The sequence below is a fragment of the Pseudomonas sp. NY15437 genome (assembly GCF_048068435.1).
Classification (GTDB): Bacteria; Pseudomonadota; Gammaproteobacteria; order Pseudomonadales; family Pseudomonadaceae; genus Pseudomonas; species Pseudomonas nitroreducens_B.
In genome coordinates this window covers 39,435-59,037 of the sequence record NZ_JBLUQC010000016.1, presented here as the reverse complement: position 1 = coordinate 59,037, position 19,603 = coordinate 39,435, and the positions used below count along the sequence as shown (strand labels likewise).

Genomic DNA, 19,603 nt, shown 5'->3' with positions numbered 1-19,603 from the left:
CCTATCCTGCAATTGCCGGCCCCGAAGGAGGTAACGCCATGCGCCCGACCCTCACCCACCTGGCCCTGCATGTGCCCGACCTGGACGCCTGCGTAGCCTTCTACGAGCGCTTCTGCGGCATGCGGATCATCCACCAGCGCGACGGCAAGGGCTCGCGCATCGTCTGGATGGCGGAGCCGGGCAAGGAGCACAGCTTCATCTTCGTCATCATGCCCGGCGGCCAGGAACGCCACCTCGCCAGCGACGACTACAGCCACTTCGGCTTTGCCGTGGCCACGCATGATGAGGTCGACCGTATCGCCAGGGATGCCGAAGCCGCAGGCTGCCTGATCTGGGCGCCGCGGGAGGAACCCTACCCCGTCGGATACTACTGCGGCCTGCGCGACCCTGCGGGCAACTACGTCGAGTTCAGCTACGGCCAGCCGCTGGGGCCCGGCTCGGAAGCCATGCCGATCCCTCGCTCGCTGTAGGCCGGAAACGAAAAAGCCACCCGAAGGTGGCTTCTTTCAGGAACGGAAAGCTCGGGATTACCAAGCCTTGCCGGTCTTGTAGAGGTGCTCGTAGCAGAAGTTGGTCGCCTCGATGTAACCCTCGGCGCTACCGCAGTCGAAACGCTTGCCCTTGAACTTGTACGCCAGCACGCAACCGTCCTGGGCCTGTTTCATCAGGGCGTCGGTGATCTGGATCTCACCGCCCTTGCCCGGCTCGGTCTGCTCGATCAGGTCGAAGATGTCCGGGGTCAGGATGTAGCGGCCGATGATCGCCAGATTGGACGGCGCATCCTCGGGCTTCGGCTTCTCCACCATGGTGTTCACGCGATAGATGTCGTCACGGATCATCTCGCCGGCGATCACACCGTACTTGTTGGTTTCTTCCGGCGGCACTTCCTGAATCGCCACGATCGAGCAGCGGAACTGGTTGTACAGCTTGACCATCTGCTTGAGGACGCTGTCGCCTTCGAGGTTCAGGCACAGGTCGTCCGCCAGCACGACAGCGAACGGCTCATCGCCGATCAGCGGGCGGCCGGTCAGGATGGCGTGGCCCAGACCCTTCATTTCGATCTGGCGGGTGTAGGAGAAGGTGCACTCGTCGATCAGGCGACGAATACCGACCAGGTATTTTTCCTTGTCGGTGTTGCGAATCTGGTGCTCCAGCTCGTAGCTGATGTCGAAGTGGTCTTCGAGGGAGCGCTTGCCGCGACCGGTGACGATGCCGATTTCGCCGAGACCGGCTTCCAGCGCCTCTTCAACGGCGTACTGGATCAGCGGCTTGTTCACCACCGGCAGCATTTCCTTGGGCATGGCTTTGGTGGCCGGGAGGAAGCGGGTACCGTAGCCGGCGGCCGGGAACAGACATTTCTTGATCATGAGAGTCCTTCGAGAGGGACAGGGGTGCGAGTTGCGCGCAGTCTAATCAGGCTGCGCCCGCCTTACAATGCCCCGTATTGCAAGCTGCACGACTCGTGTGAAGACTTGCGAATCGGGTGGCACCGGCATCTGACCACCCAGGCGCAGATTTAGTTCGTGAAATTAATGGCAAAGCGTCAGCATCCTGCTCCATCGCCCGTCAACCGTGCGCTCGGCTGTCCTGAACCACCTCGCTGCCGGACAACCGCTGACGCACCACGCCCCAGATCGACAGCTCATCGCCCTCCTCAACCTTGAGCGTTGGAAAATCATCGCTCGCCGCCTGCAATGCGAACGTGCCATCGACGATGGCCAGACGACGGATCAGCGCTTCGCCATTGAGCGCCGCGACGACAATCTCACCGGGCGACGCCAGTTCGGAGCGATCCACCAGCAGCAGGTCGCTGTGATGAATGCCGGCCTTTGTCATCCCTTCGCCACAGGCGCGGATTATGTAGGTATGAACAGAGGCAGCGGTCGCCGCACCACCGCGACCCACCACGTCCCCGACTTCCAGAATGGCTTGCTGCATGGGCCTTCTCCGAATACTGTATATCCATACAGATAACAGATACTCGTCGGCCCGACAAGCCATTGAATGGAACCTCTTGAGAGAAATGCCGCTCAACCGAAAGGACAGCGCACCGATGACGGTGGACTACCCTTAGGGAGGGGTGAGGATATCGATATGAATCCAGGCACGTTCGTCACGCTCATGATTCTGGGCTGGGTCCTGCTGGCGCTGGTCACACTGTGGGCCATTCTGCGCGTACCCATGCGTCGAGCCCGACTGCAGAAGCCCAACGGCAAGGCCAAAACTACGTCTTCGCAACACCACCCGATCCCGCACTGAATATCGATCGTGCAAAATGCCACGAAGTTTTCCCACAGCCTTGCAAGCTGCATGGAAAGCGAGTCGGCATAAAAATATAAATTACTGATTTTAAAGGACTTTTTATTTTCTAGAGATTGGTATGCACCCTGCAAAGAAAGGGAAGGAACCGCCCATTCATTGCCGAGGACGACACCATGCCAATCGACCGCCTGCCTGCCGCCCAATATCTCTGCCAGGTCTTCTCCGATTTCGACGTGAGCTTCAGCGCTCGACCGGACGGCAATCTGATCATGACATTGAGCAAGGACGCGGGCGAACACGTTGCCTGCCGCGTCATCCGCCAGGAAGAACAACGCAACGAAGCCTTGCTGACCAGTCTGGTCAGCCGCATTCGTCGCGACCTGGCCACGGAATTCGGCCCGCTGCAGGAGCGCGACGCCGATCACTTCAAGGAGGAAGTGCCACTGCAGAACTTCTACGAGTCCGCCGGCCCGCGGCGCCAGCGCCGAATCGTCAAGGCCGGTGCGAAACTGCGCTCGATGGCGCAAATCAGCGCTTGAATTGCAGGAAATAAAAAACCCGGCCGAGGCCGGGTTTTTCATGTGTGATGCGCCCCCCAAGTCGGGACTTCAACGGTAATGACTCGGGGAGACTGGAAGTGGTGCCCGGAGCCGGACTCGAACCGGCACGCCCAAAGGGCGAGAGATTTTAAGTCTCCTGCGTCTACCGATTTCGCCATCCGGGCGGTAGCGCTTTGCAGCGTCGCCGGGCTCCTGGGAGCCCGGAAAGGGCTGGACTATATACAGCCCTCCTCCCCCTGCGCAAGTTGCTGGAACGCACAATCCCTGCAGTGGGCAGTTAAAGAAAAAGCCCTGTAAATCGAGGATTTACAGGGCTTTTTGTTGGAGGCTGAGGTCGGAATCGAACCGGCGTTCACGGATTTGCAATCCGGTGCATAACCACTCTGCTACTCAGCCATAACACGGATGACTCAAGGCGAATCATCAAAATCTGGAGCGGGAAACGAGACTCGAACTCGCGACCCCGACCTTGGCAAGGTCGTGCTCTACCAACTGAGCTATTCCCGCGTTGTCGTGTTGACGGGCGCCATTCTAACGCTTCAGAAATGCCTGTCAACTCCTTGATTCAAAAAAACTTATTTCTCTTTCGGGGTGGTATTCAGATGCGGCCACGCCGCCAGCAGGTAGTGCAGCATCGACCACAGGGTGAGCACGGCGGCAACGATCAGGAGCGCATAGCCCACCAGCACCCAGAAGGTCATCAGCGGCGGATTGGCCAGAAGAATCACCAGCGCCAGCATCTGCGCTGCCGTCTTCCACTTGCCCAGACTGGAAACCGCCACGTGCGCCCGCGCGCCGATTTCGGCCATCCACTCGCGCAACGCGGAAACGACGATCTCACGACCGATGATGATGGCCGCCGGCAGGGTCAGCCACAGGTTGGCGTGTTCCTCCACCAGCAGCACCAGCGCGGTGGCGACCATCAGCTTGTCCGCTACCGGGTCGAGGAAAGCACCGAAGGGCGTGCTCTGCCCCAGTCGCCGCGCCAGATAGCCATCCAGCCAGTCGGTGGCGGCGGCAAGGGCGAAGACGGCGCTGGCTGCCAGGTGGCTGGCCGGGAACGGGAGATAGAACAGCAGGATGAAGATCGGGATGAGCAGAACGCGAAGCAGTGTGAGCAGGTTCGGGATATTCATCGGGTCGGTGGTCTGCGAGTTGAGCCGGCATTCTACTCGCTGTGCAGCGCAGCATAAATCTGCTCTGCCAGCTTTTTGCTGATGCCGGGGGCCTTGGCAATTTCATCGATACTGGCTCTGGCCAGCTCCTGCAACCCGCCGAAGTGCTTGAGCAGGTCGCGGCGACGCTTGGGACCGACGCCAGCGACATCTTCCAATGTCGATGTGCGTCGCGCCTTGCCGCGCCGCGCACGGTGGCCGGTGATGGCAAAGCGGTGAGCCTCGTCGCGGATCTGCTGGATCAGGTGCAGCGCCGGCGAGTCGGCAGGTAGCGTGAATTCGTGTTCGGCGTCGTTGAGGTACAGTGTTTCCAGCCCGGGCTTGCGGGTGACGCCCTTGGCGACGCCCAGCAGCGTCAACCCCACGACCGCCAGTTCCTGGAGCACTTCCTGGGCCATTGCCAACTGCCCCTTGCCACCATCCACCAGCAGGATGTCAGGCATCTTGCCCTCGCCTTCCTTGAGACGGCTGAAGCGGCGCGTGAGCGCCTGGTGCATCGCGGCGTAGTCATCGCCGCCGGTGATGCCTTCGATATTGAAGCGCCGATAGTCGGACTTCAGCGCGCCTTCCGGGCCGAAGACCACGCAGGACGCCACCGTCGCCTCGCCGCTGGAGTGGCTGATGTCAAAGCATTCCAGACGCTGCGGCGGCTCGGGCAAGTCCAGCGCCTCGCCCAGCGCTTCGAAGCGCGCCGCCATGTGCTGGCGGTTGGCGAGCCGCGCGGCGAGCGCCTGTTCGGCATTGGTGACGGCCAGTTGCTGCCAGCGCGCCCGGGTGCCGCGGACTCGCGGAGTGATTTCCAGCTGCCGCCCGCGCGACTCCTCGATGGCGGATGCCAGGATCGGGAAATCTTCATGCACCGCGTTGACGATCAACTCGTTCGGCAGATCGCGCTCGTGATGGCTGAGGTAGTACTGCCCAAGGAAGGCCAGCAAGACGTCGCCCACCTCCTCTTCGATGGCCACCTGCGGGAAGAAATTCTTGCTGCCGAGCACTCGGCCGCCACGCACGCTGATCAGATGCACGCAGGCGCCGCCAGGCGTGACGATGGCCGCCACCACGTCGACGTTGCCGGTGCCGAACTCCATGCTCTGCTGATCCTGCACGCGTCGCAGAATCTGTACCTGGTCACGCAGTTCCGCCGCCTTCTCGAAGTCCAGGCGCATCGCCGCCTGCTCCATGCTGGTGGACAGCTCCTCGGCCAGCACATTGCTGCGCCCTTCGAGGAACATGATCGAGTGGCGCACGTCTTCGGCGTACTCCTCCTCGCTCACCAGCCCGACACAGGGCGCCTTGCACCGCTTGATCTGGTACTGCAGGCACGGCCGCGTGCGGTTGCGGTAGTAGCTGTCCTCGCATTGGCGCACGAAGAAGGCTTTCTGCAGCAGCGCCAGGCTTTCGCGAATGGCGCCGGCGCTGGGATAAGGCCCGAAATACCGCCCTTTCGCCCGCTTGGCGCCGCGGTGGATGGTCAGGCGTGGGAACGCGTCCTCGCTCGACAGGAAGACATACGGATACGACTTATCGTCGCGCAGCAGGATGTTGTACGGCGGCCGCCATTCCTTGATCAGCGTCTGCTCGAGCAGCAGCGCCTCGGTCTCGTTGGCGGTGATGGTGGTCTCGACCTGGGCGATCTTCGCCACTAGGGCGGCCGTCTTGGGCGCCAGGCCGGATTTGCGGAAATAACTGGAGAGCCGCTTCTTGAGGTCCTTCGCCTTGCCAACATACAGCAGCTTGGCCTCGGCGTCGAACATGCGATAAACGCCCGGCCGGCCGCTGCAGGTGGCCAGGAACGCCGCCGAATCGAACGGTTGCACCATGGTCAGTTGCTGGCGTCGACCATGCCGTGCCGGACAGCCAGCAACGCCAACTCGACGTCACTGGTGATCGAGAGCTTCTCGAAAATGCGGTAGCGGTAGGTGTTCACGGTCTTGGGCGACAGACACAGCTTGTCCGAGATGCTCTGCACCTTGTGGCAGTTGGCGATCATCAGCGCGATCTGGATTTCGCGCTCGGACAAGGTATCGAAGGGCGATGCGTTGCGTTCCGGTTCGAACGACTTCAAAGCGAGGTTCTGGGCGATCTGCGGGCTGATATAGCGCTGGCCGGCGAAGACCTGGCGAATCGCCTGGACCATCTCGTCCAGGGCGGCGCCCTTGGTGAGGTAGCCCGCCGCTCCCGCCTGCATCAGACGTGTCGGGAACGGATCTTCCTCGCACACCGTCACCACCACCACGCGTACGTCCGGCTGGCTGCGCAGCAACTTGCGAGTGGCTTCGAGGCCGCCGATGCCGGGCATCTTCACGTCCATCAGCACCACGTCAGGCTTGAGCTCGCGCGCCAGTTGCAATCCGCGCTCGCCGGAGTCGGCCTGCCCAACGACCTGCAGGCCGTCGATATCGGCCAGCATGCGGGTAATTCCGGTGCGCACCAGATCGTGATCATCGACCACCAGCACCTTAATCACGCAGCACCCCTTGAGCAGAATGGAATGGCGAGCCCCCGGAAAGAGACTCCAAACAATTGCCGAACCTTAACAGAAAGCGACTCTACGACCTAGCTTGGAAGCGCTTCGCCAAAATGCAAGCGCCAGAGAAATGTGGCGCGGGCGAGACAAATGCTGACAGATGCGTCAAAGCACCTCTAGGACGGCCGTTCCGACAGTTTCCCATGTCGAATGCGGGGACGACAAAAGAGAAGAAGGCGCTGACATCTGGGCGCTATCAATAGCTGCCAGTCTGCGCCGCCTCCGGAGTTACACGCCGCACCGGAATCATGGCGGCCCTTACCGCAGCCCAGAGCCGGGGAGCTCAGGCTTCGACGGCATCCAGCAGGGCCCAGGGCTTGTAGCCTGCGTTGCGCGCGGCCTTCTCCGCCTCCAGGATCGCCTCGGTGCGGCTCAGCGAGCGCGAGCGATGCTCGAAGCGAAATGCCGGGCCGGTCGCTCCCCTGACACTCAGAACGATCTGGTATCCGCGCATGGGGTTACTGGCTTCCCGAGTGGTTTTTTCTTTTTTCTGCGCAACGCCCAGCGCTTCGCGCATCTGCCGCTCGAGATCTTCGACTTGGTTCATTCAGAGTTTTCCGAGAAATGGGACTGGTAGTTTAACTGAGAGGAGCAATGCCCTACAGAATCTTCCCTGAGGTTTGATCGGCTTTTCTTACGTATTTCTACCGGGCATCCAGCAAATGGTTGCCCGCAGTAGCGGAACAGCAAGAACGGCACCCCGCGAAGTGCCTCGCCAGAAACGCGAAAGCCCCGCAGTGCGGGGCTTTCAACGTTGTAATAGTGGCGGAAGCGTAGAGATTCGAACTCTAGGACAGTTGCCCGTCGACGGTTTTCAAGACCGTTGCCTTAAACCACTCGGCCACGCTTCCACATGAGCGGGCGGCAATATTACCGGATCGCAACACACTGTCAAACTCTGATGATTCAGCCCGCTTTTGCCTCTGTTATCATGGGCATCACTACGGTCATGGATCCGTATCCCGCTTAACAGGAGTGTCTCGACATGCAAGAACGGCAATATCTCGACTCCACAGCCGTGGAGCAGAAAGAGGTCAGCGGCGTCCTGCGCAATACCTACGGCCTGCTGGCCCTGACCCTGGCCTTCAGCGGCCTGGTGGCCTACGCCTCGCAGCAACTGCGCCTGCCCTATCTGGGCCCCATCGTTACTCTGCTCGGCTTCTACGGCCTGTTCTTCCTCACCGTGAAGCTGCGCAACAGCGGCTGGGGCCTGGTCAGCACCTTCGCCCTCACCGGCTTCATGGGCTACACCCTCGGCCCGATCCTGAACATGTACCTGGGCATGGCCAATGGTGCGAGCGTGATCTCGTCGGCCTTCTTCATGACCGCCCTGGTGTTCTTCGGCCTGTCCGCCTACGTGCTGACGACCCGCAAGGACATGAGCTTCCTGTCCGGCTTCATCAGCGCGGGCTTCTTCGTGCTGCTGGGCGCCGTGCTGGTATCGCTGTTCTTCCAGATCAGCGGCCTGCAACTGGCCATAAGCGCCGGCTTCGTGCTGTTCTCCTCGGCGATGATCCTGTTCCAGACCAGCGCGATCATCCACGGTGGCGAGCGCAACTACATCATGGCGACCATCAGCCTGTACGTCTCGATCTACAACCTGTTCATCAGCCTGCTGCAGCTCTTCGGCATCATGGGCAGCGACGACTGATCCTTCGGCCCTGCGAAAAAGCCCGTCTCGACGGGCTTTTTTCATTTCCGACAGGGCAAAAAAGCCGTGTTGCCGTATCATTCCGCGAACTATCGTTGCAGTCAGTCACCGTATGAAATTCGTCATTGCCCTCTTCTCTGCGCCGCACTCGCCGGCCGCGCGACGCGCCCTTCGCTTCGCCGAGGCTGCGCTGGCTGGCGGCCACGAAATCACCCGGCTGTTCTTCTACCAGGACGGCGTGCACAGCGCCTCGGCGAACACGGTCGCCAGCCAGGACGAGTTGGATGTGGCCGCCGCCTGGACGCGCTTCGTGGCCGATAACCATCTGGACGGCGTGGTCTGCATTGCCGCTGCGCTACGTCGCGGCGTGCTCAATGAGGAAGAAGCCAATCGCTACTCCCGCCCCGCCGCGAACCTGCGGGCTCCGTGGGAGCTTTCCGGCCTCGGTCAGCTGCATGAAGCGGCGCAACTGGCGGACCGCCTGGTCTGCTTCGGAGGCGATTGATGGCCAAGTCCTTGCTGATCATCAGCCGCCAGGCGCCCTGGGCCGGCCCCGCTGCGCGCGAAGCGCTGGACATCGCCCTGGCTGGCGGCGCGTTCGACCTGCCGATTTCCATGCTGTTCCTTGATGACGGCGTGTTCCAGCTCGCCCCTGGCCAGCGCCCGGCGACGCTGGAACAGAAGGACCTGCAGGCCAACCTGCAAGCATTGCCCCTGTTCGGCGTGGAGGCGCTCTACGCCAGCAGCCTTAGCCTGGCGGAGCGCGGGCTGGACAGCGCCAGCCTGACGCTGCCTGTCCAAGCACTGGACGATGCCGCACTCCGCGACCTGCTGCAAACCCACGACCAGGTGATCACGATCTGATGGCCACTCTCCACCTGCTCTCGCACTCCCCCTTCAACGACGGTCGTTTCGACAGTTGCTTGCGACTGCTGGGCGCTGATGATGGCATCCTGCTGACCGGGGATGCGGCGTACGCCCTGCAGCCAGGCAGCAAGCCCGCCCAGGCGTTGCTGGCGCTGCCTGCCGACCATGCACTGTACGCGCTGCATGAAGATTTGCAGGCGCGCGGCCTGGACAATCCGCCCGCACGGGTCGTCGCCCTGGATTACTCCGGCTTCGTCGAACTCTGCACACGCTTTGACAAGGTGAACGCCTGGCTATGAGTACGCTACTGGTCAATGGCCAAGCCCTGCCGCTGGACAAGGACGGTTATCTGGTCGACCTCGACGACTGGAGCGACGCCGCCGCCGAAGCCCTCGCTCATAACGAGGGCCTCCAGCTGACGCCCGATCACTGGGAAATCCTCCTGCTGCTGCGCGAGTTCTATGGCGAGTTCCAGCTTTCGCCGGCCAACCGCCCGCTGATCAAGTACGTGGCCCAGAAACTCGGCACGGAAAAAGGCAGCAGCCTGCACCTAAACCTCCTGTTCAAGGGCACACCGGCCAAGCTTGCCGCCAAGCTCGCCGGCCTGCCGAAGCCGACCAATTGCCTATGACCGCCGCTCCGCTCGTCCTGCAGACTCCCGCCGAACACCCCTTCGCCCAGTTCGTGCGCATCCTCGGCAAAGGCAAGCGCGGCGCCCGCGGCCTGACCCGCGAGGAGGCCCGCGAAGCACTGGGCATGATCCTGGACGACCAGGTCGAGGAATCCCAGTTGGGCGCCTTCCTCATGCTCCTGCGGCACAAGGAAGAAAGCGCCGAAGAGCTCGCGGGTTTCACCGAGGCCGTGCGCTCCCGCCTGCAGGCGCCGAAGATCGCCGTGGACCTCGACTGGCCCAGCTACGCCGGCAAGAAGCGCCACCTGCCCTGGTACCTGCTGGCGGCCAAATGCCTGGCCGGCAGCGGCACGCGCATTCTGCTGCACGGCGGTGGCGCGCATACCGCCGGCCGGATCTATAGCGAGCAACTTCTGGAACGGCTCGGTTTGCCGCTGTGCCGTGACTGGAGCGCCGTCAGTGCTGCACTGGACGCCACGGGGATCGCCTTCGCCCCGCTGGTGGACTGGATGCCGCGCCTGCAGCGCATGATCGACCTGCGCAACACCCTGGGCCTGCGCTCCCCCATGCATTCGGCCGTGCGCCTGCTCAACCCGCTGGGCGCCACCTGCGTCCTGCAGAGCATCTTCCATCCCGGCTATCAGGAAGTGCACCGCGAGGGCAGCCGCCTGCTCGGCGACTACGCCATCGTCATCAAGGGCGAAGGCGGCGAGATCGAGATGAACCCCGACGCCACCTCGCACCTCTACGGCTGCCAGGGCGGTGAAGCCTGGGACGAAGAGTGGCCGGCGCTGTCGCCGCTGCGCCACGTCAAGCCGGAAACCCTGGACCCGGCCCACTTGGTCACCTTCTGGCGCGGCGAAACCGAGGACGCCTACGGCGAACTGGCCGTCCGCGCGACGATGGCATTGGCTCTGCGCGCCCTGGGCTTGCCGCGCGACGAAGCCTTCGCGGAAGCGGATAGACGCTGGGCCGCGCGCGACAGATCGATTTAATCGATATCTGGAATCCTGTTTTTGCGCTAAACAATCGAGCCACAGTCGATAGACTGGTCCCATCTCCCCACTTTCTGGAGAAGCAGATGGGACAATTGATCGATGGCCGCTGGCAGGACCAGTGGTATGACACCAGCAAGGACGGCCGCTTCCAGCGCGAAAACGCTCAGCGCCGCAATTGGGTTACTGCCGACGGCCAGCCCGGCCCCACCGGCGAAGGTGGCTTTCGCGCCGAAGCCGGTCGCTATCACCTCTATGTTTCCCTGGCCTGCCCGTGGGCGCACCGCACGCTGATCTATCGCCAGCTCAAGGGCCTGGAGTCGCTGATCGACGTCTCGGTGGTCAGTTGGCTGATGCTGGAAAACGGCTGGACGTTCGACAAGACGCTCGGCTCCACGGGCGACAAGCTGGACGGCCTGGACTTCCTCCATCAGCGCTACACCAGGGACGACGCGCACTACACCGGCCGCGTGACCGTGCCGGTGCTGTGGGACAAGCACGAGCAGCGGATCGTCAGCAACGAGTCGGCGGAGATCATCCGCATGTTCAACAGCGCCTTCGACGGGATCACCGGCAACACGCTGGATCTCTACCCTGAGCCCCTGCGCGCGCAGATCGACGCGCTGAACGAACGTATCTACCCGGCCGTGAACAATGGTGTGTACCGCGCGGGCTTCGCCACGACGCAGGACGCCTATGAAGAAGCATTCAAGACGCTGTTCAACGAACTGGACTGGCTGGAAGAGCGCCTGGGTACGCAGCGCTACCTCGCCGGCGAATACCTGACCGAGGCGGATGTTCGCCTGTTCACCACCCTGATTCGCTTCGATGCGGTCTACCACGGCCACTTCAAGTGCAACCTGCGGCGCCTGGCGGATTACCCGAACCTGTCCGGCTGGCTGCGCGAGCTGTATCAGTTGGAGGGTGTCGCCGGAACCGTGGATTTCCAGCACATCAAGCATCACTACTACGGCAGCCACCGGACCATCAACCCGACCGGCATCGTGCCGCTCGGCCCGCAGCAGGACTTCACCGGCCCGCACGGGCGGGGGCATCTGCCAGGCAAGGGGATTGCGCGCCGAGGCTGACCCACGGCGCCGCCTTTGTAGGAGCGGGCCATGCCTGCGATTCGCGGACAAAGTCCGCTACTACCTGGAAACTCCTTCGCTGGCCCCAGCCCTCTCCCCCCGCCCTCTCCCTGAAGGGAGAGGGAGCCATCCGAGCCGGCTGACGCTACAGTTTCATCCTGCACCATACGGTCCCCTCTCCCTTCAGGGAGAGGGTTAGGGTGAGGGAAACGGACTTTCAGAAGAAGACAGTGCCCTGCAGGAGCCCTACAGCACCTGTAGGAGCGAGCTTGCTCGCGAAGCTCAGGGCAATTTCACGGCTTCAAGCGGTTCGCGAGCAAGCTCGCTCCTACAACGAACCGGTCAGATCGGCTTTTCGATGCCGTCGTAGACCTTCTGCAGCGCATCCAGGCGCTCCTGGTAGCGCTGCTTGAGACACGCCTTGTTGGCACCACAGGCGCGGCGCTGCTCCAGCCACGCGAGCTGGGAGTCGCCCAGGTTGCCACGCATGCCCATCGCGAACAGGCCGCGCAGCAGGCGGTAGGTGGTGGCCACCTGCACGTCCAGCTCGGACAACTGGCGATCCGCGCAGATGGCTTTCTCGTCGGCCTGTCGGGCCTTCTTGCAGTCGAAACTGGCCGCCGAGGCAGCCATGGCGAAGCAACCCAGGGCGCACGCGGCGCCGAGGATTGCCGCCCGCAGCGGTTTCACGGCTGCCCCTCGAACCAGGCGAGTTTTTCGCGCAGCTGCACCACTTCCCCGACGATCACCAGGGTGGGCGCATGGACCTCATGCTCGGCCACCAGCGTCGGCAGGTTCCCCAACGTGCCAGTGAAGACCCGTTGGTGGACCGTGGTGCCTTGCTGGATGAGCGCGGCCGGGGTGTCTGCCGAGCGGCCATGGCGCACCAGTTGCTCGCAGATGACCGGCAAGCCGACCAGCCCCATGTAGAACACCAGGGTTTGTCCCGGAGCAACCAGGTCATTCCAGGGCAGGTCAGTGCTGCCGTCCTTCAGGTGACCGGTCACGAAACGCACGGACTGCGCATAATCGCGGTGGGTCAGCGGGATACCGGCGTAGGCCGCGCAGCCGCTGGCGGCGGTAATGCCGGGCACGACCTGGAACGGGATGCCATTGGCCGCCAGTTCGTCGATCTCCTCGCCGCCTCGGCCGAAGATGAAGGGATCGCCGCCCTTCAGGCGCAATACACGCTTGCCCTGCTGGGCCAGTTCCACCAGCTTGCGATTGATCTCATCCTGCGGCACGGCGTGGTCCGCACGGCGCTTGCCGACGTAGAGGCGGTCGGCGTCGCGGCGGCACAGCTCGAGGATGGCCGGTGCGACGAGACGGTCGTAAAGCACCACATCGGCCTGCTGCATCAGGCGCAGCGCGCGGAAGGTCAACAGATCGGGATCGCCGGGGCCGGCGCCCACCAGATAGACCTCGCCACGGGATTCGGCCTGCGGCGCTTCCAGCTTTTCCGCCAGCAGGCGCTCGGCTTCGCTGGGCTGGCCGGCCAGCAGGCGCTCGGCGACCGGGCCCTGGAACACGTCTTCCCAGAACTGGCGGCGCTGCTGCAGGTCCGGCAGGCGCTGCTTCACGCGCTCGCGGAAGCGGCTGGCGAGGCCCGCCAGCTGGCCGTAAGTGGCGGGAATCCAGGTTTCCAGCTTGGCACGCAGCAGTCGCGCCAGCACCGGCGCATCGCCACCGCTGGAGACCGCCACCACAAGCGGCGAACGATCGACGATGGCCGGGAAGATCACGCTGCACAGTGCCGGCGCATCGACCACGTTGACCGGCACGCCACGGGCGTGGGCGTCGCGGGAGACCTGGGCGTTGAGCGGCTCGTCATCTGTCGCGGCGATGACCAGCACACAATCCTGCAGGTCCCCCTGGGCGTAGGGGCGCTGGAGCAGTTCGCCCGCGCCCTCCTCGACCAGCTCGCGCAGCTCCGCATGCACCTCCGGAGCCACGACGCGCAGCACTGCGCCGGCATCGCTCAGCAGGCGCGCCTTGCGCAGTGCGACATCACCGCCGCCGACCAGTAGCGCGCGACGTCCGCGCAGGATGTGGAACAGCGGCAGGAAGTCCATCTCAGCCGATGACCTCGATGCCCGCCATGTAAGGCTTGAGCACCTCCGGCACGCGGATCGAGCCGTCGGCCTGCTGGTAGTTCTCCAGCACGGCGACCAGGGTACGGCCTACGGCCAGGCCCGAGCCGTTGAGGGTGTGCACCAGCTCCGGCTTGCCGGTTTCCGGGTTGCGGTAGCGCGCCTGCATGCGGCGGGCCTGGAAGTCGCCGCAGTTGGAGCAGGAGGAAATCTCGCGGTACTTGTCCTGGCTCGGCACCCAGACTTCCAGGTCGTAGGTCTTGGCGGCGCCGAAGCCCATGTCGCCAGTGCACAGCGCCAGGGCGCGGTACGGCAGCTCCAGGGCCTGGAGGACCTTCTCGGCGTTGCCGACGAGGCTTTCCAGGGCTTCCCAGGATTTCGATGGCTCGACGATCTGCACCATCTCGACCTTGTCGAACTGGTGCTGGCGGATCATGCCGCGGGTATCGCGGCCCGACGCACCGGCTTCGCTGCGGAAGCACGGGGTGTGGGCGACGAACTTCAGCGGCAGTTCCTTCGCGTCGAGAATCTGCCCGGCGACGATGTTGGTCAGCGAGACTTCAGCAGTCGGGATCAGGTACAGGTCCGCTTCGTCTTCGCGCTGGATCTTGAACAGGTCTTCCTCGAACTTCGGCAGCTGGCCGGTGCCTTGCAGCGCCGGAGCCTGCACCAGATACGGGGTGTAGGCCTCTTCGTAGCCGTGCTCGCGGGTGTGCAGGTCGATCATGAACTGCGCCAGGGCGCGGTGCAGGCGGGCGATCGGGCCGCGCATCAGGGCGAAACGGGCGCCGGACAGGCGGGCGGCGGTCTCGAAGTCCAGCCAGCCGTGTTTTTCGCCCAGGGCGACATGGTCCTTGATCTCGAAATCGAAGGTGCGCGGCGTGCCCCAGCGACGGACTTCGACGTTGTCGTCTTCATCGGCGCCCACCGGCACGGACTCGTGCGGCAGGTTGGGGATGTTCAGCAGCAGGCTGTCCAGCTCGGCCTGGATGGCGTCCAGCTTGCGCTTGCCGGCATCCAGTTCTTCGGCCATGCGGTTGACCTCGGCCTTCAGCGGCGCGACGTCCTCACCGTTCTTCATGGCCTGACCGATGGCCTTGGAGCGCGAATTGCGCTCGGCCTGCAGGGTCTCGGTGCGGGTCTGCACGGCCTTGCGCTGGCTCTCCAGCGCTTCGATGCGCGCCACGTCCAGGGTGAAGCCACGGGTGGCCAGGCGTTCGGCCACTTCCTGCGGCTGGGTACGAACCAGTTTGGAATCGAGCATGGTGTCTTCTCGTGTCGAGTGTCAGGCGGCGCTCGCGGGCGCCACTTCAGGATTTTCTGCGACGGCGGGAACTGGCCTTGTCGAGGCTGGCCAAGTGGCGCAGCTTTTCGCCGATCTTCAGTTCAAGCCCGCGCGGCACGGGTTGGTAATACTGGCGCGGTTCCATGGACTCGGGGAAGTAGTCTTCCCCGGCCGCGTAGGCATCCGGCTCATCATGGGCATAGCGGTACTCGTCGCCATAACCCAGGTTCTTCATCAGCTTGGTCGGTGCGTTGCGCAGATGCAGCGGCACTTCCAGCGAACCGCTCTCCGCCACGTCACGACGCGCCGTGTTGTAAGCGTTGTAGACGGCATTGCTCTTGGGCGCACAGGCCAGATAGACGATAGCCTGCGCAATCGCCAGCTCGCCTTCGGGGCTGCCGAGGCGCTCCTGCACATCCCAGGCGTGCAGGCACAAGGTCAGGGCGCGCGGGTCGGCGTTGCCGATGTCCTCGCTGGCCATGCGTACCACGCGACGGGCGATATAGAGCGGGTCGCAGCCGCCATCGAGCATGCGCGCATACCAGTAAAGCGCGCCATCCGGGCTGGAGCCGCGCACCGATTTGTGCAGCGCACTGATCTGGTCGTAGAAGGCTTCGCCACCCTTGTCGAAGCGCCGGCGCGAATCGCCCAACAGGTTCTGCAGCAGTTCGGCGCTGATCTCGCCGTTGTCCTCGGCGAGGTCGGAGGCGTTCTCCAGCAGGTTGAGCAGGCGCCGGCCATCGCCGTCGGCGGCAGCCATGAGAATCGCGAAGCTGTCGTCGGGCAGGCTCAGGTTGCGCTTGCCCAGGCCCTTCTCTTCGGTCAACGCACGCTCCACCAGCCGGCGCAGAGCCGCTTCGTCCAGGCTTTTCAGCACGTAGACGCGGGCACGGGAAAGCAGTGCATTGTTCAGCTCGAAGGACGGGTTCTCGGTGGTCGCACCGATGAAGATCAGCGTGCCGTCTTCCACGTAGGGCAGGAAGGCATCCTGCTGACTCTTGTTGAAGCGGTGCACCTCGTCGACGAAGAGGATGGTGCGGCGGCCGTACTGCGCGGCGTGCTGCTTGGCCACTTCCACCGACTGGCGGATTTCCTTCACGCCCGAGAGCACCGCCGAGATGGTCTCGAAATGCGCGTCGGTGACCTGGGCCAGGAGCTTGGCCAGGGTGGTCTTGCCGACCCCGGGCGGCCCCCAGAAGATCATCGAGTGCAGCGCGCCCTGTTCCAGCGCCTCGCGCAGCGGCTTGCCGCGGGCGAGCAGGTGCTCCTGACCGACGTACTCGTCCAGGCTGGTCGCGCGCAGGCGCGCGGCCAGGGGCTGGGAAACGGGGGCGGAGCGGAACAGATCCACGGTCTTACCTATTTACTCGAAACGGGTTACTCGGCGCGAACAGGGCGCGCCGGTCACTCCTGGATGACGTCGACGCCCTTGGGCACTTCGAAGACGAACTGCTTGGCGTCTATCGCCTCGTTCATCTTCACGTCGAAGAACAGGATGTTGGTGCGCTGGCCGACGCTGTCGATCAGCTGCATGTCGTTCACCACGCCGCTGCGGAAGGAAATCCGCAGGCTGTCGAACAGGGTGTCCTTGGACTTCGGCTTGAGGGTGAAGTCGACCACGTTGCCGCCGTCTTTGGCGGTGATGTCGAAGCTTTGGCCGATCTTCGACACATCGCCGGAGAGCAGCAGGGCCGGCGTCTGGGTCAGGCGCTGGTCGAGCTTCTGGATGGTCACCTGCTCCAGGTCCGGGTCGTACAGCCAGATCTTCTCGCCATTGGAGATGAGCAGTTGCTCGTTCGGCGCATCGGTGTGCCAACGGAACAGACCCGGCCGCTTGAGGCCCAGGGTGCCGGCGGTTTCCTGCAGGCGGGTGCCGCTGCCATCCAGGGTCAGCTGGGAGAAGCGCGCGGTCATGGTCTGGGCCTTGGTGAGCATCCCGCTCAGGCGCTGCGCAGCAGCTTCGTCGGCATGGGCCTGGACGCCGGCGACAGCCAGCGCAGCAACGAACAACAGGCGGATCAGACGCATCGAAATCCTCGAAATCGAATCAATCACGGATCGGGGCCGGCGCGATCACTTCGCGCGAGCCATTGGTATTCATCGGGGTGACCACACCGGCCATTTCCATGGCCTCGATCATCCGCGCGGCGCGGTTATAGCCGATCTTCAGCTTGCGCTGCACGGCGGAAATCGACGCCCGGCGGCTTTCGGTCACGAAGCGTACGGCTTCGTCATACAGCGGGTCGTCCTCGCTGCCCTCGCCACCTTCGCCGCCACCGCCACCTTCGAACGAACCGCCACCGCCTTCTTCGGCGCCGGCGAGGATGTCCTCGATGTAGTTCGGCGCGCCACGCAGCTTCCAGGCTTCGACGACGCGGTGCACTTCGTCGTCGGAGACGAAGGCGCCATGCACGCGGATCGGCAGGCCAGTGCCCGGCGGCAGGTAGAGCATGTCGCCGTGGCCGAGCAACTGTTCGGCGCCGCCCTGGTCGAGGATGGTGCGCGAGTCGATCTTGCTGGAGACCTGGAAAGCGATACGGGTCGGAATGTTCGCCTTGATCAGGCCGGTGATCACGTCAACCGACGGACGCTGGGTCGCCAGGATCAGGTGGATACCAGCGGCCCGCGCCTTCTGGGCGATACGGGCGATCAGCTCTTCCACCTTCTTGCCGACGATCATCATCATGTCGGCGAACTCATCCACCACCACCACGATGGTCGGCAGGGTCTGCAGCAACGGCGCTTCGTCTTCCATGCTTTCGCGGCGGTACAGCGGGTCGGTCAGCGGCGTGCCGGCCTCCTCCGCGTCCTTCACCTTGCGGTTGAAGCCGGCGAGGTTACGCACGCCCATGGCCGCCATCAGTTTGTAGCGCCGCTCCATCTCGGCGACGCTCCAGCGCAGCGCGTTGGCGGCCTCCTTCATGTCGGTGACCACCGGGCAGAGCAGGTGCGGAATGCCCTCGTAGATCGACAGCTCCAGCATCTTCGGGTCGATCATGATCAGCCGCGCCTCTTCCGGCGTGGACTTGAACAGGATCGACAGCAGCATGGCGTTCACGCCCACAGACTTACCCGAACCGGTAGTACCGGCCACCAGCAGGTGCGGCATCTTCGCCAGGTCGGTGATGATCGGGTTGCCGCCGATGTCGTGGCCCAGGGCCAGCGGCACGGTGGACTTGTGCTCGTCGTATTCGGGGGTCATCAGCACTTCGGAGAAGCGCACCATCTGCCGGTCTTCGTTGGGAATCTCGATGCCGACGGTGGTCTTGCCGGGGATGACTTCCACCACGCGCACGCTGATGACCGCCAGCGAGCGCGCCAGGTCCTTGGCCAGGTTGGAAATGCGGCTGACCTTCACGCCAGCGGCCGGCTGGATTTCGAAACGGGTGATCACCGGGCCCGGATGCACGGACTCGACGATAACTTCGACGCCGAACTCCTTGAGCTTGATTTCCAGCAGGCGCGACATGGCCTCCAGGGACTCGGGCGAGTAGCTCTGTTTCTTTTCGGCGGCCGGGTCGAGGATCGACAGCGGCGGCAGGGTACCTTCCACGGCGGTATCGACGAACAGCGGCGCCTGCTTTTCCTTCAGCACGCGCTTGCTCGGCTCGACCGGTTTGGAGGGCGGCGGCGGGACGTCGATCTTTGGCGCCACGCGCTTCTCGCGCTCCTGCACGCTCTTGACCAGCGCTTCCTCGCGCTCGATCAGGCGCTCCTTGACCTTGGCCTGCTCGCGGCGGTCGGCCACGATGGGCGCGGCGACTTCGGCCACGCGCTCGTCGACTTCGCGAAGCTGAGCGACCAGTTGCTTGTGCTCGCTACGGGCGCTCCACCAGCGATTGGTGGCGTTGTGGATCAGCTCGAAGAGGTCGAGGGTGATCTTGCCGGTGACGTCCATCACCTTGAACCAGGACAGATCGGCGAACACCGTCATGCCGAACAGGAACAGCGCCAGGAACAGCAGCGTACTGCCCTGCACGTTCAGCGCGTTGATACCCAGCTGGCCGAGGCTTTCGCCCAGGGCACCGCCGGCCGTGGCCGGCATATGGGCACCGCTGGTATGGAAGTGGATGTAGGCCAGCGCAGAGCCCGACAGCACCAGGAACACCAGGCCGATCAGCCGCCAGGAGAACAGCCAGCCGCTCCACTCCCACGGCAGGTGGCGCTTGCGGAAGACCTGATAGGTCTTCACCGCCAGCAGCAGCGGGAACAGGTAGGCGAAATAGCCCAGCACCATGAACAGGATGTCGGCGCTGAGCGCGCCCAGGCGGCCAGCCGCGTTCTGCACCTGCTCGACGTGACTGGAGTGGCTCCAGCCCGGATCGGAGGAATCGTAGGTGAGCAGTGCCATCCACAGGTACAGGCAGAGCGCGCCGAGCGCGATCAGAGCCCCTTCCTTCAGACGGTAATGCAGTTGCTGGCGCCAGGCGGCGGCATGGCTTGCTGTGGTGTCCTTCAAAACGCTTCTATTC

The 19,603-nt window shown here is 63.7% G+C and carries 21 protein-coding genes and 4 tRNA genes; 9 read left to right on the top strand and 16 right to left on the bottom strand.

All coding sequences use genetic code 11. The features are described 5' to 3' along the window. The first annotated feature begins 38 nt into the window (after positions 1-38). Entirely contained in the window at positions 39-470 is a 432-nt protein-coding gene (locus tag ACNFIA_RS27080) for a VOC family protein (protein WP_259755079.1), read from the top strand. Positions 471-527: 57 nt separating this feature from the next. Here ACNFIA_RS27080 and galU read toward each other — a convergent pair whose 3' ends face one another. Together galU and ACNFIA_RS27070 are read right to left on the bottom strand one after the other, a co-directional pair. Next, positions 528-1,367, bottom strand: coding sequence for a UTP--glucose-1-phosphate uridylyltransferase GalU (gene galU, locus ACNFIA_RS27075; protein WP_088421520.1), 840 nt, complete (start codon positions 1,365-1,367; stop codon positions 528-530). Between the two features lie 199 nt (positions 1,368-1,566). Next, positions 1,567-1,938, bottom strand: coding sequence for a LexA family protein (locus ACNFIA_RS27070; protein WP_416790062.1), 372 nt, complete (start codon positions 1,936-1,938; stop codon positions 1,567-1,569). A gap of 497 nt (positions 1,939-2,435) precedes the next feature. Here ACNFIA_RS27070 and ACNFIA_RS27065 point away from each other — a divergent pair, with 497 nt between their 5' ends. Beyond that, positions 2,436-2,801, top strand: a complete 366-nt coding sequence (locus ACNFIA_RS27065; RefSeq protein ID WP_416790061.1) for a DUF3509 domain-containing protein — start codon at positions 2,436-2,438, stop codon at positions 2,799-2,801. A 99-nt stretch (positions 2,802-2,900) separates the two neighbouring features. Here the strand turns inward: ACNFIA_RS27065 and ACNFIA_RS27060 are convergent. The 8 genes from ACNFIA_RS27060 to ACNFIA_RS27025 all read right to left on the bottom strand — a co-directional run bounded on the left by ACNFIA_RS27060 (position 2,901) and on the right by ACNFIA_RS27025 (position 7,375). After that, positions 2,901-2,986, bottom strand: a tRNA-Leu gene (locus ACNFIA_RS27060). Positions 2,987-3,144: 158 nt separating this feature from the next. Next, positions 3,145-3,218: transfer RNA gene (locus ACNFIA_RS27055), tRNA-Cys, on the bottom strand. A 35-nt stretch (positions 3,219-3,253) separates the two neighbouring features. Beyond that, positions 3,254-3,329: transfer RNA gene (locus ACNFIA_RS27050), tRNA-Gly, on the bottom strand. 68 nt (positions 3,330-3,397) lie between these two features. Then, positions 3,398-3,958: a CDP-diacylglycerol--glycerol-3-phosphate 3-phosphatidyltransferase gene (pgsA, locus tag ACNFIA_RS27045; RefSeq protein ID WP_259755083.1), complete on the bottom strand. Its 561-nt coding sequence runs from the start codon at positions 3,956-3,958 to the stop codon at positions 3,398-3,400. A gap of 32 nt (positions 3,959-3,990) precedes the next feature. Then, complete coding sequence (gene uvrC, locus ACNFIA_RS27040; protein ID WP_416790060.1) at positions 3,991-5,817, bottom strand: excinuclease ABC subunit UvrC; 1,827 nt, start codon at positions 5,815-5,817, stop codon at positions 3,991-3,993. A gap of 2 nt (positions 5,818-5,819) precedes the next feature. Continuing rightward, positions 5,820-6,464: a UvrY/SirA/GacA family response regulator transcription factor gene (gene uvrY, locus ACNFIA_RS27035; protein ID WP_017517075.1), complete on the bottom strand. Its 645-nt coding sequence runs from the start codon at positions 6,462-6,464 to the stop codon at positions 5,820-5,822. A gap of 343 nt (positions 6,465-6,807) precedes the next feature. After that, a complete protein-coding gene (locus tag ACNFIA_RS27030; protein WP_416790058.1) occupies positions 6,808-7,071 on the bottom strand; it encodes a hypothetical protein in 264 nt (87 codons plus the stop codon). A 216-nt stretch (positions 7,072-7,287) separates the two neighbouring features. Next, a tRNA-Ser gene (locus ACNFIA_RS27025) sits at positions 7,288-7,375 on the bottom strand. 134 nt (positions 7,376-7,509) lie between these two features. Between ACNFIA_RS27025 and ACNFIA_RS27020 the strand changes: the two genes are divergently transcribed. From ACNFIA_RS27020 to ACNFIA_RS26990, 7 genes are all read left to right on the top strand, one after another. Beyond that, on the top strand, positions 7,510-8,175 hold the full coding sequence (locus ACNFIA_RS27020) for a Bax inhibitor-1/YccA family protein (protein WP_416790057.1): 666 nt from the start codon (positions 7,510-7,512) through the stop codon (positions 8,173-8,175). A gap of 112 nt (positions 8,176-8,287) precedes the next feature. Further along, complete coding sequence (tusD, locus tag ACNFIA_RS27015; protein ID WP_416790055.1) at positions 8,288-8,680, top strand: sulfurtransferase complex subunit TusD; 393 nt, start codon at positions 8,288-8,290, stop codon at positions 8,678-8,680. Then, positions 8,680-9,039, top strand: coding sequence for a sulfurtransferase complex subunit TusC (tusC, locus tag ACNFIA_RS27010; RefSeq protein ID WP_416790054.1), 360 nt, complete (start codon positions 8,680-8,682; stop codon positions 9,037-9,039). The genes tusD and tusC overlap by 1 nt, the downstream gene beginning before the upstream one ends. After that, positions 9,039-9,341, top strand: coding sequence for a sulfurtransferase complex subunit TusB (tusB, locus tag ACNFIA_RS27005; RefSeq protein WP_416790052.1), 303 nt, complete (start codon positions 9,039-9,041; stop codon positions 9,339-9,341). The genes tusC and tusB overlap by 1 nt, the downstream gene beginning before the upstream one ends. Beyond that, a complete protein-coding gene (locus ACNFIA_RS27000; protein ID WP_416790050.1) occupies positions 9,338-9,673 on the top strand; it encodes a TusE/DsrC/DsvC family sulfur relay protein in 336 nt (111 codons plus the stop codon). Before tusB ends, ACNFIA_RS27000 begins: the two co-directional genes overlap by 4 nt. Then, a complete protein-coding gene (locus ACNFIA_RS26995; RefSeq protein ID WP_416790049.1) occupies positions 9,670-10,668 on the top strand; it encodes a glycosyl transferase family protein in 999 nt (332 codons plus the stop codon). The genes ACNFIA_RS27000 and ACNFIA_RS26995 overlap by 4 nt, the downstream gene beginning before the upstream one ends. An 86-nt stretch (positions 10,669-10,754) precedes the next feature. Further along, positions 10,755-11,756, top strand: coding sequence for a glutathione S-transferase family protein (locus ACNFIA_RS26990; RefSeq protein WP_416790048.1), 1,002 nt, complete (start codon positions 10,755-10,757; stop codon positions 11,754-11,756). Between the two features lie 342 nt (positions 11,757-12,098). On the opposite strand, the gene ACNFIA_RS26985 is transcribed toward ACNFIA_RS26990, so the two are convergent. Genes ACNFIA_RS26985 through ftsK form a run of 6 tightly spaced genes read right to left on the bottom strand, consistent with a single transcriptional unit; the run spans position 12,099 to position 19,590 of the window. Beyond that, positions 12,099-12,389 carry a lysozyme inhibitor LprI family protein gene (locus tag ACNFIA_RS26985; protein WP_416790167.1) on the bottom strand — a complete coding sequence of 97 codons (291 nt, stop codon included), beginning with the start codon at positions 12,387-12,389 and terminating at the stop codon, positions 12,099-12,101. A 53-nt stretch (positions 12,390-12,442) separates the two neighbouring features. Next, complete coding sequence (gene cysG, locus ACNFIA_RS26980) at positions 12,443-13,828, bottom strand: siroheme synthase CysG (protein WP_416790047.1); 1,386 nt, start codon at positions 13,826-13,828, stop codon at positions 12,443-12,445. Between the two features lies 1 nt (position 13,829). After that, positions 13,830-15,110 carry a serine--tRNA ligase gene (gene serS / locus ACNFIA_RS26975; RefSeq protein ID WP_416790046.1) on the bottom strand — a complete coding sequence of 427 codons (1,281 nt, stop codon included), beginning with the start codon at positions 15,108-15,110 and terminating at the stop codon, positions 13,830-13,832. Positions 15,111-15,156: 46 nt separating this feature from the next. After that, complete coding sequence (locus ACNFIA_RS26970) at positions 15,157-16,482, bottom strand: replication-associated recombination protein A (RefSeq protein WP_259755099.1); 1,326 nt, start codon at positions 16,480-16,482, stop codon at positions 15,157-15,159. A gap of 53 nt (positions 16,483-16,535) precedes the next feature. Next, positions 16,536-17,159 (bottom strand): outer membrane lipoprotein chaperone LolA, encoded by a 624-nt coding sequence (gene lolA / locus ACNFIA_RS26965; RefSeq protein ID WP_259755100.1) that lies wholly within the window; start codon positions 17,157-17,159, stop codon positions 16,536-16,538. A gap of 19 nt (positions 17,160-17,178) precedes the next feature. Then, positions 17,179-19,590 carry a DNA translocase FtsK gene (gene ftsK / locus ACNFIA_RS26960; RefSeq protein ID WP_259755101.1) on the bottom strand — a complete coding sequence of 804 codons (2,412 nt, stop codon included), beginning with the start codon at positions 19,588-19,590 and terminating at the stop codon, positions 17,179-17,181. Positions 19,591-19,603 lie beyond the last annotated feature (13 nt).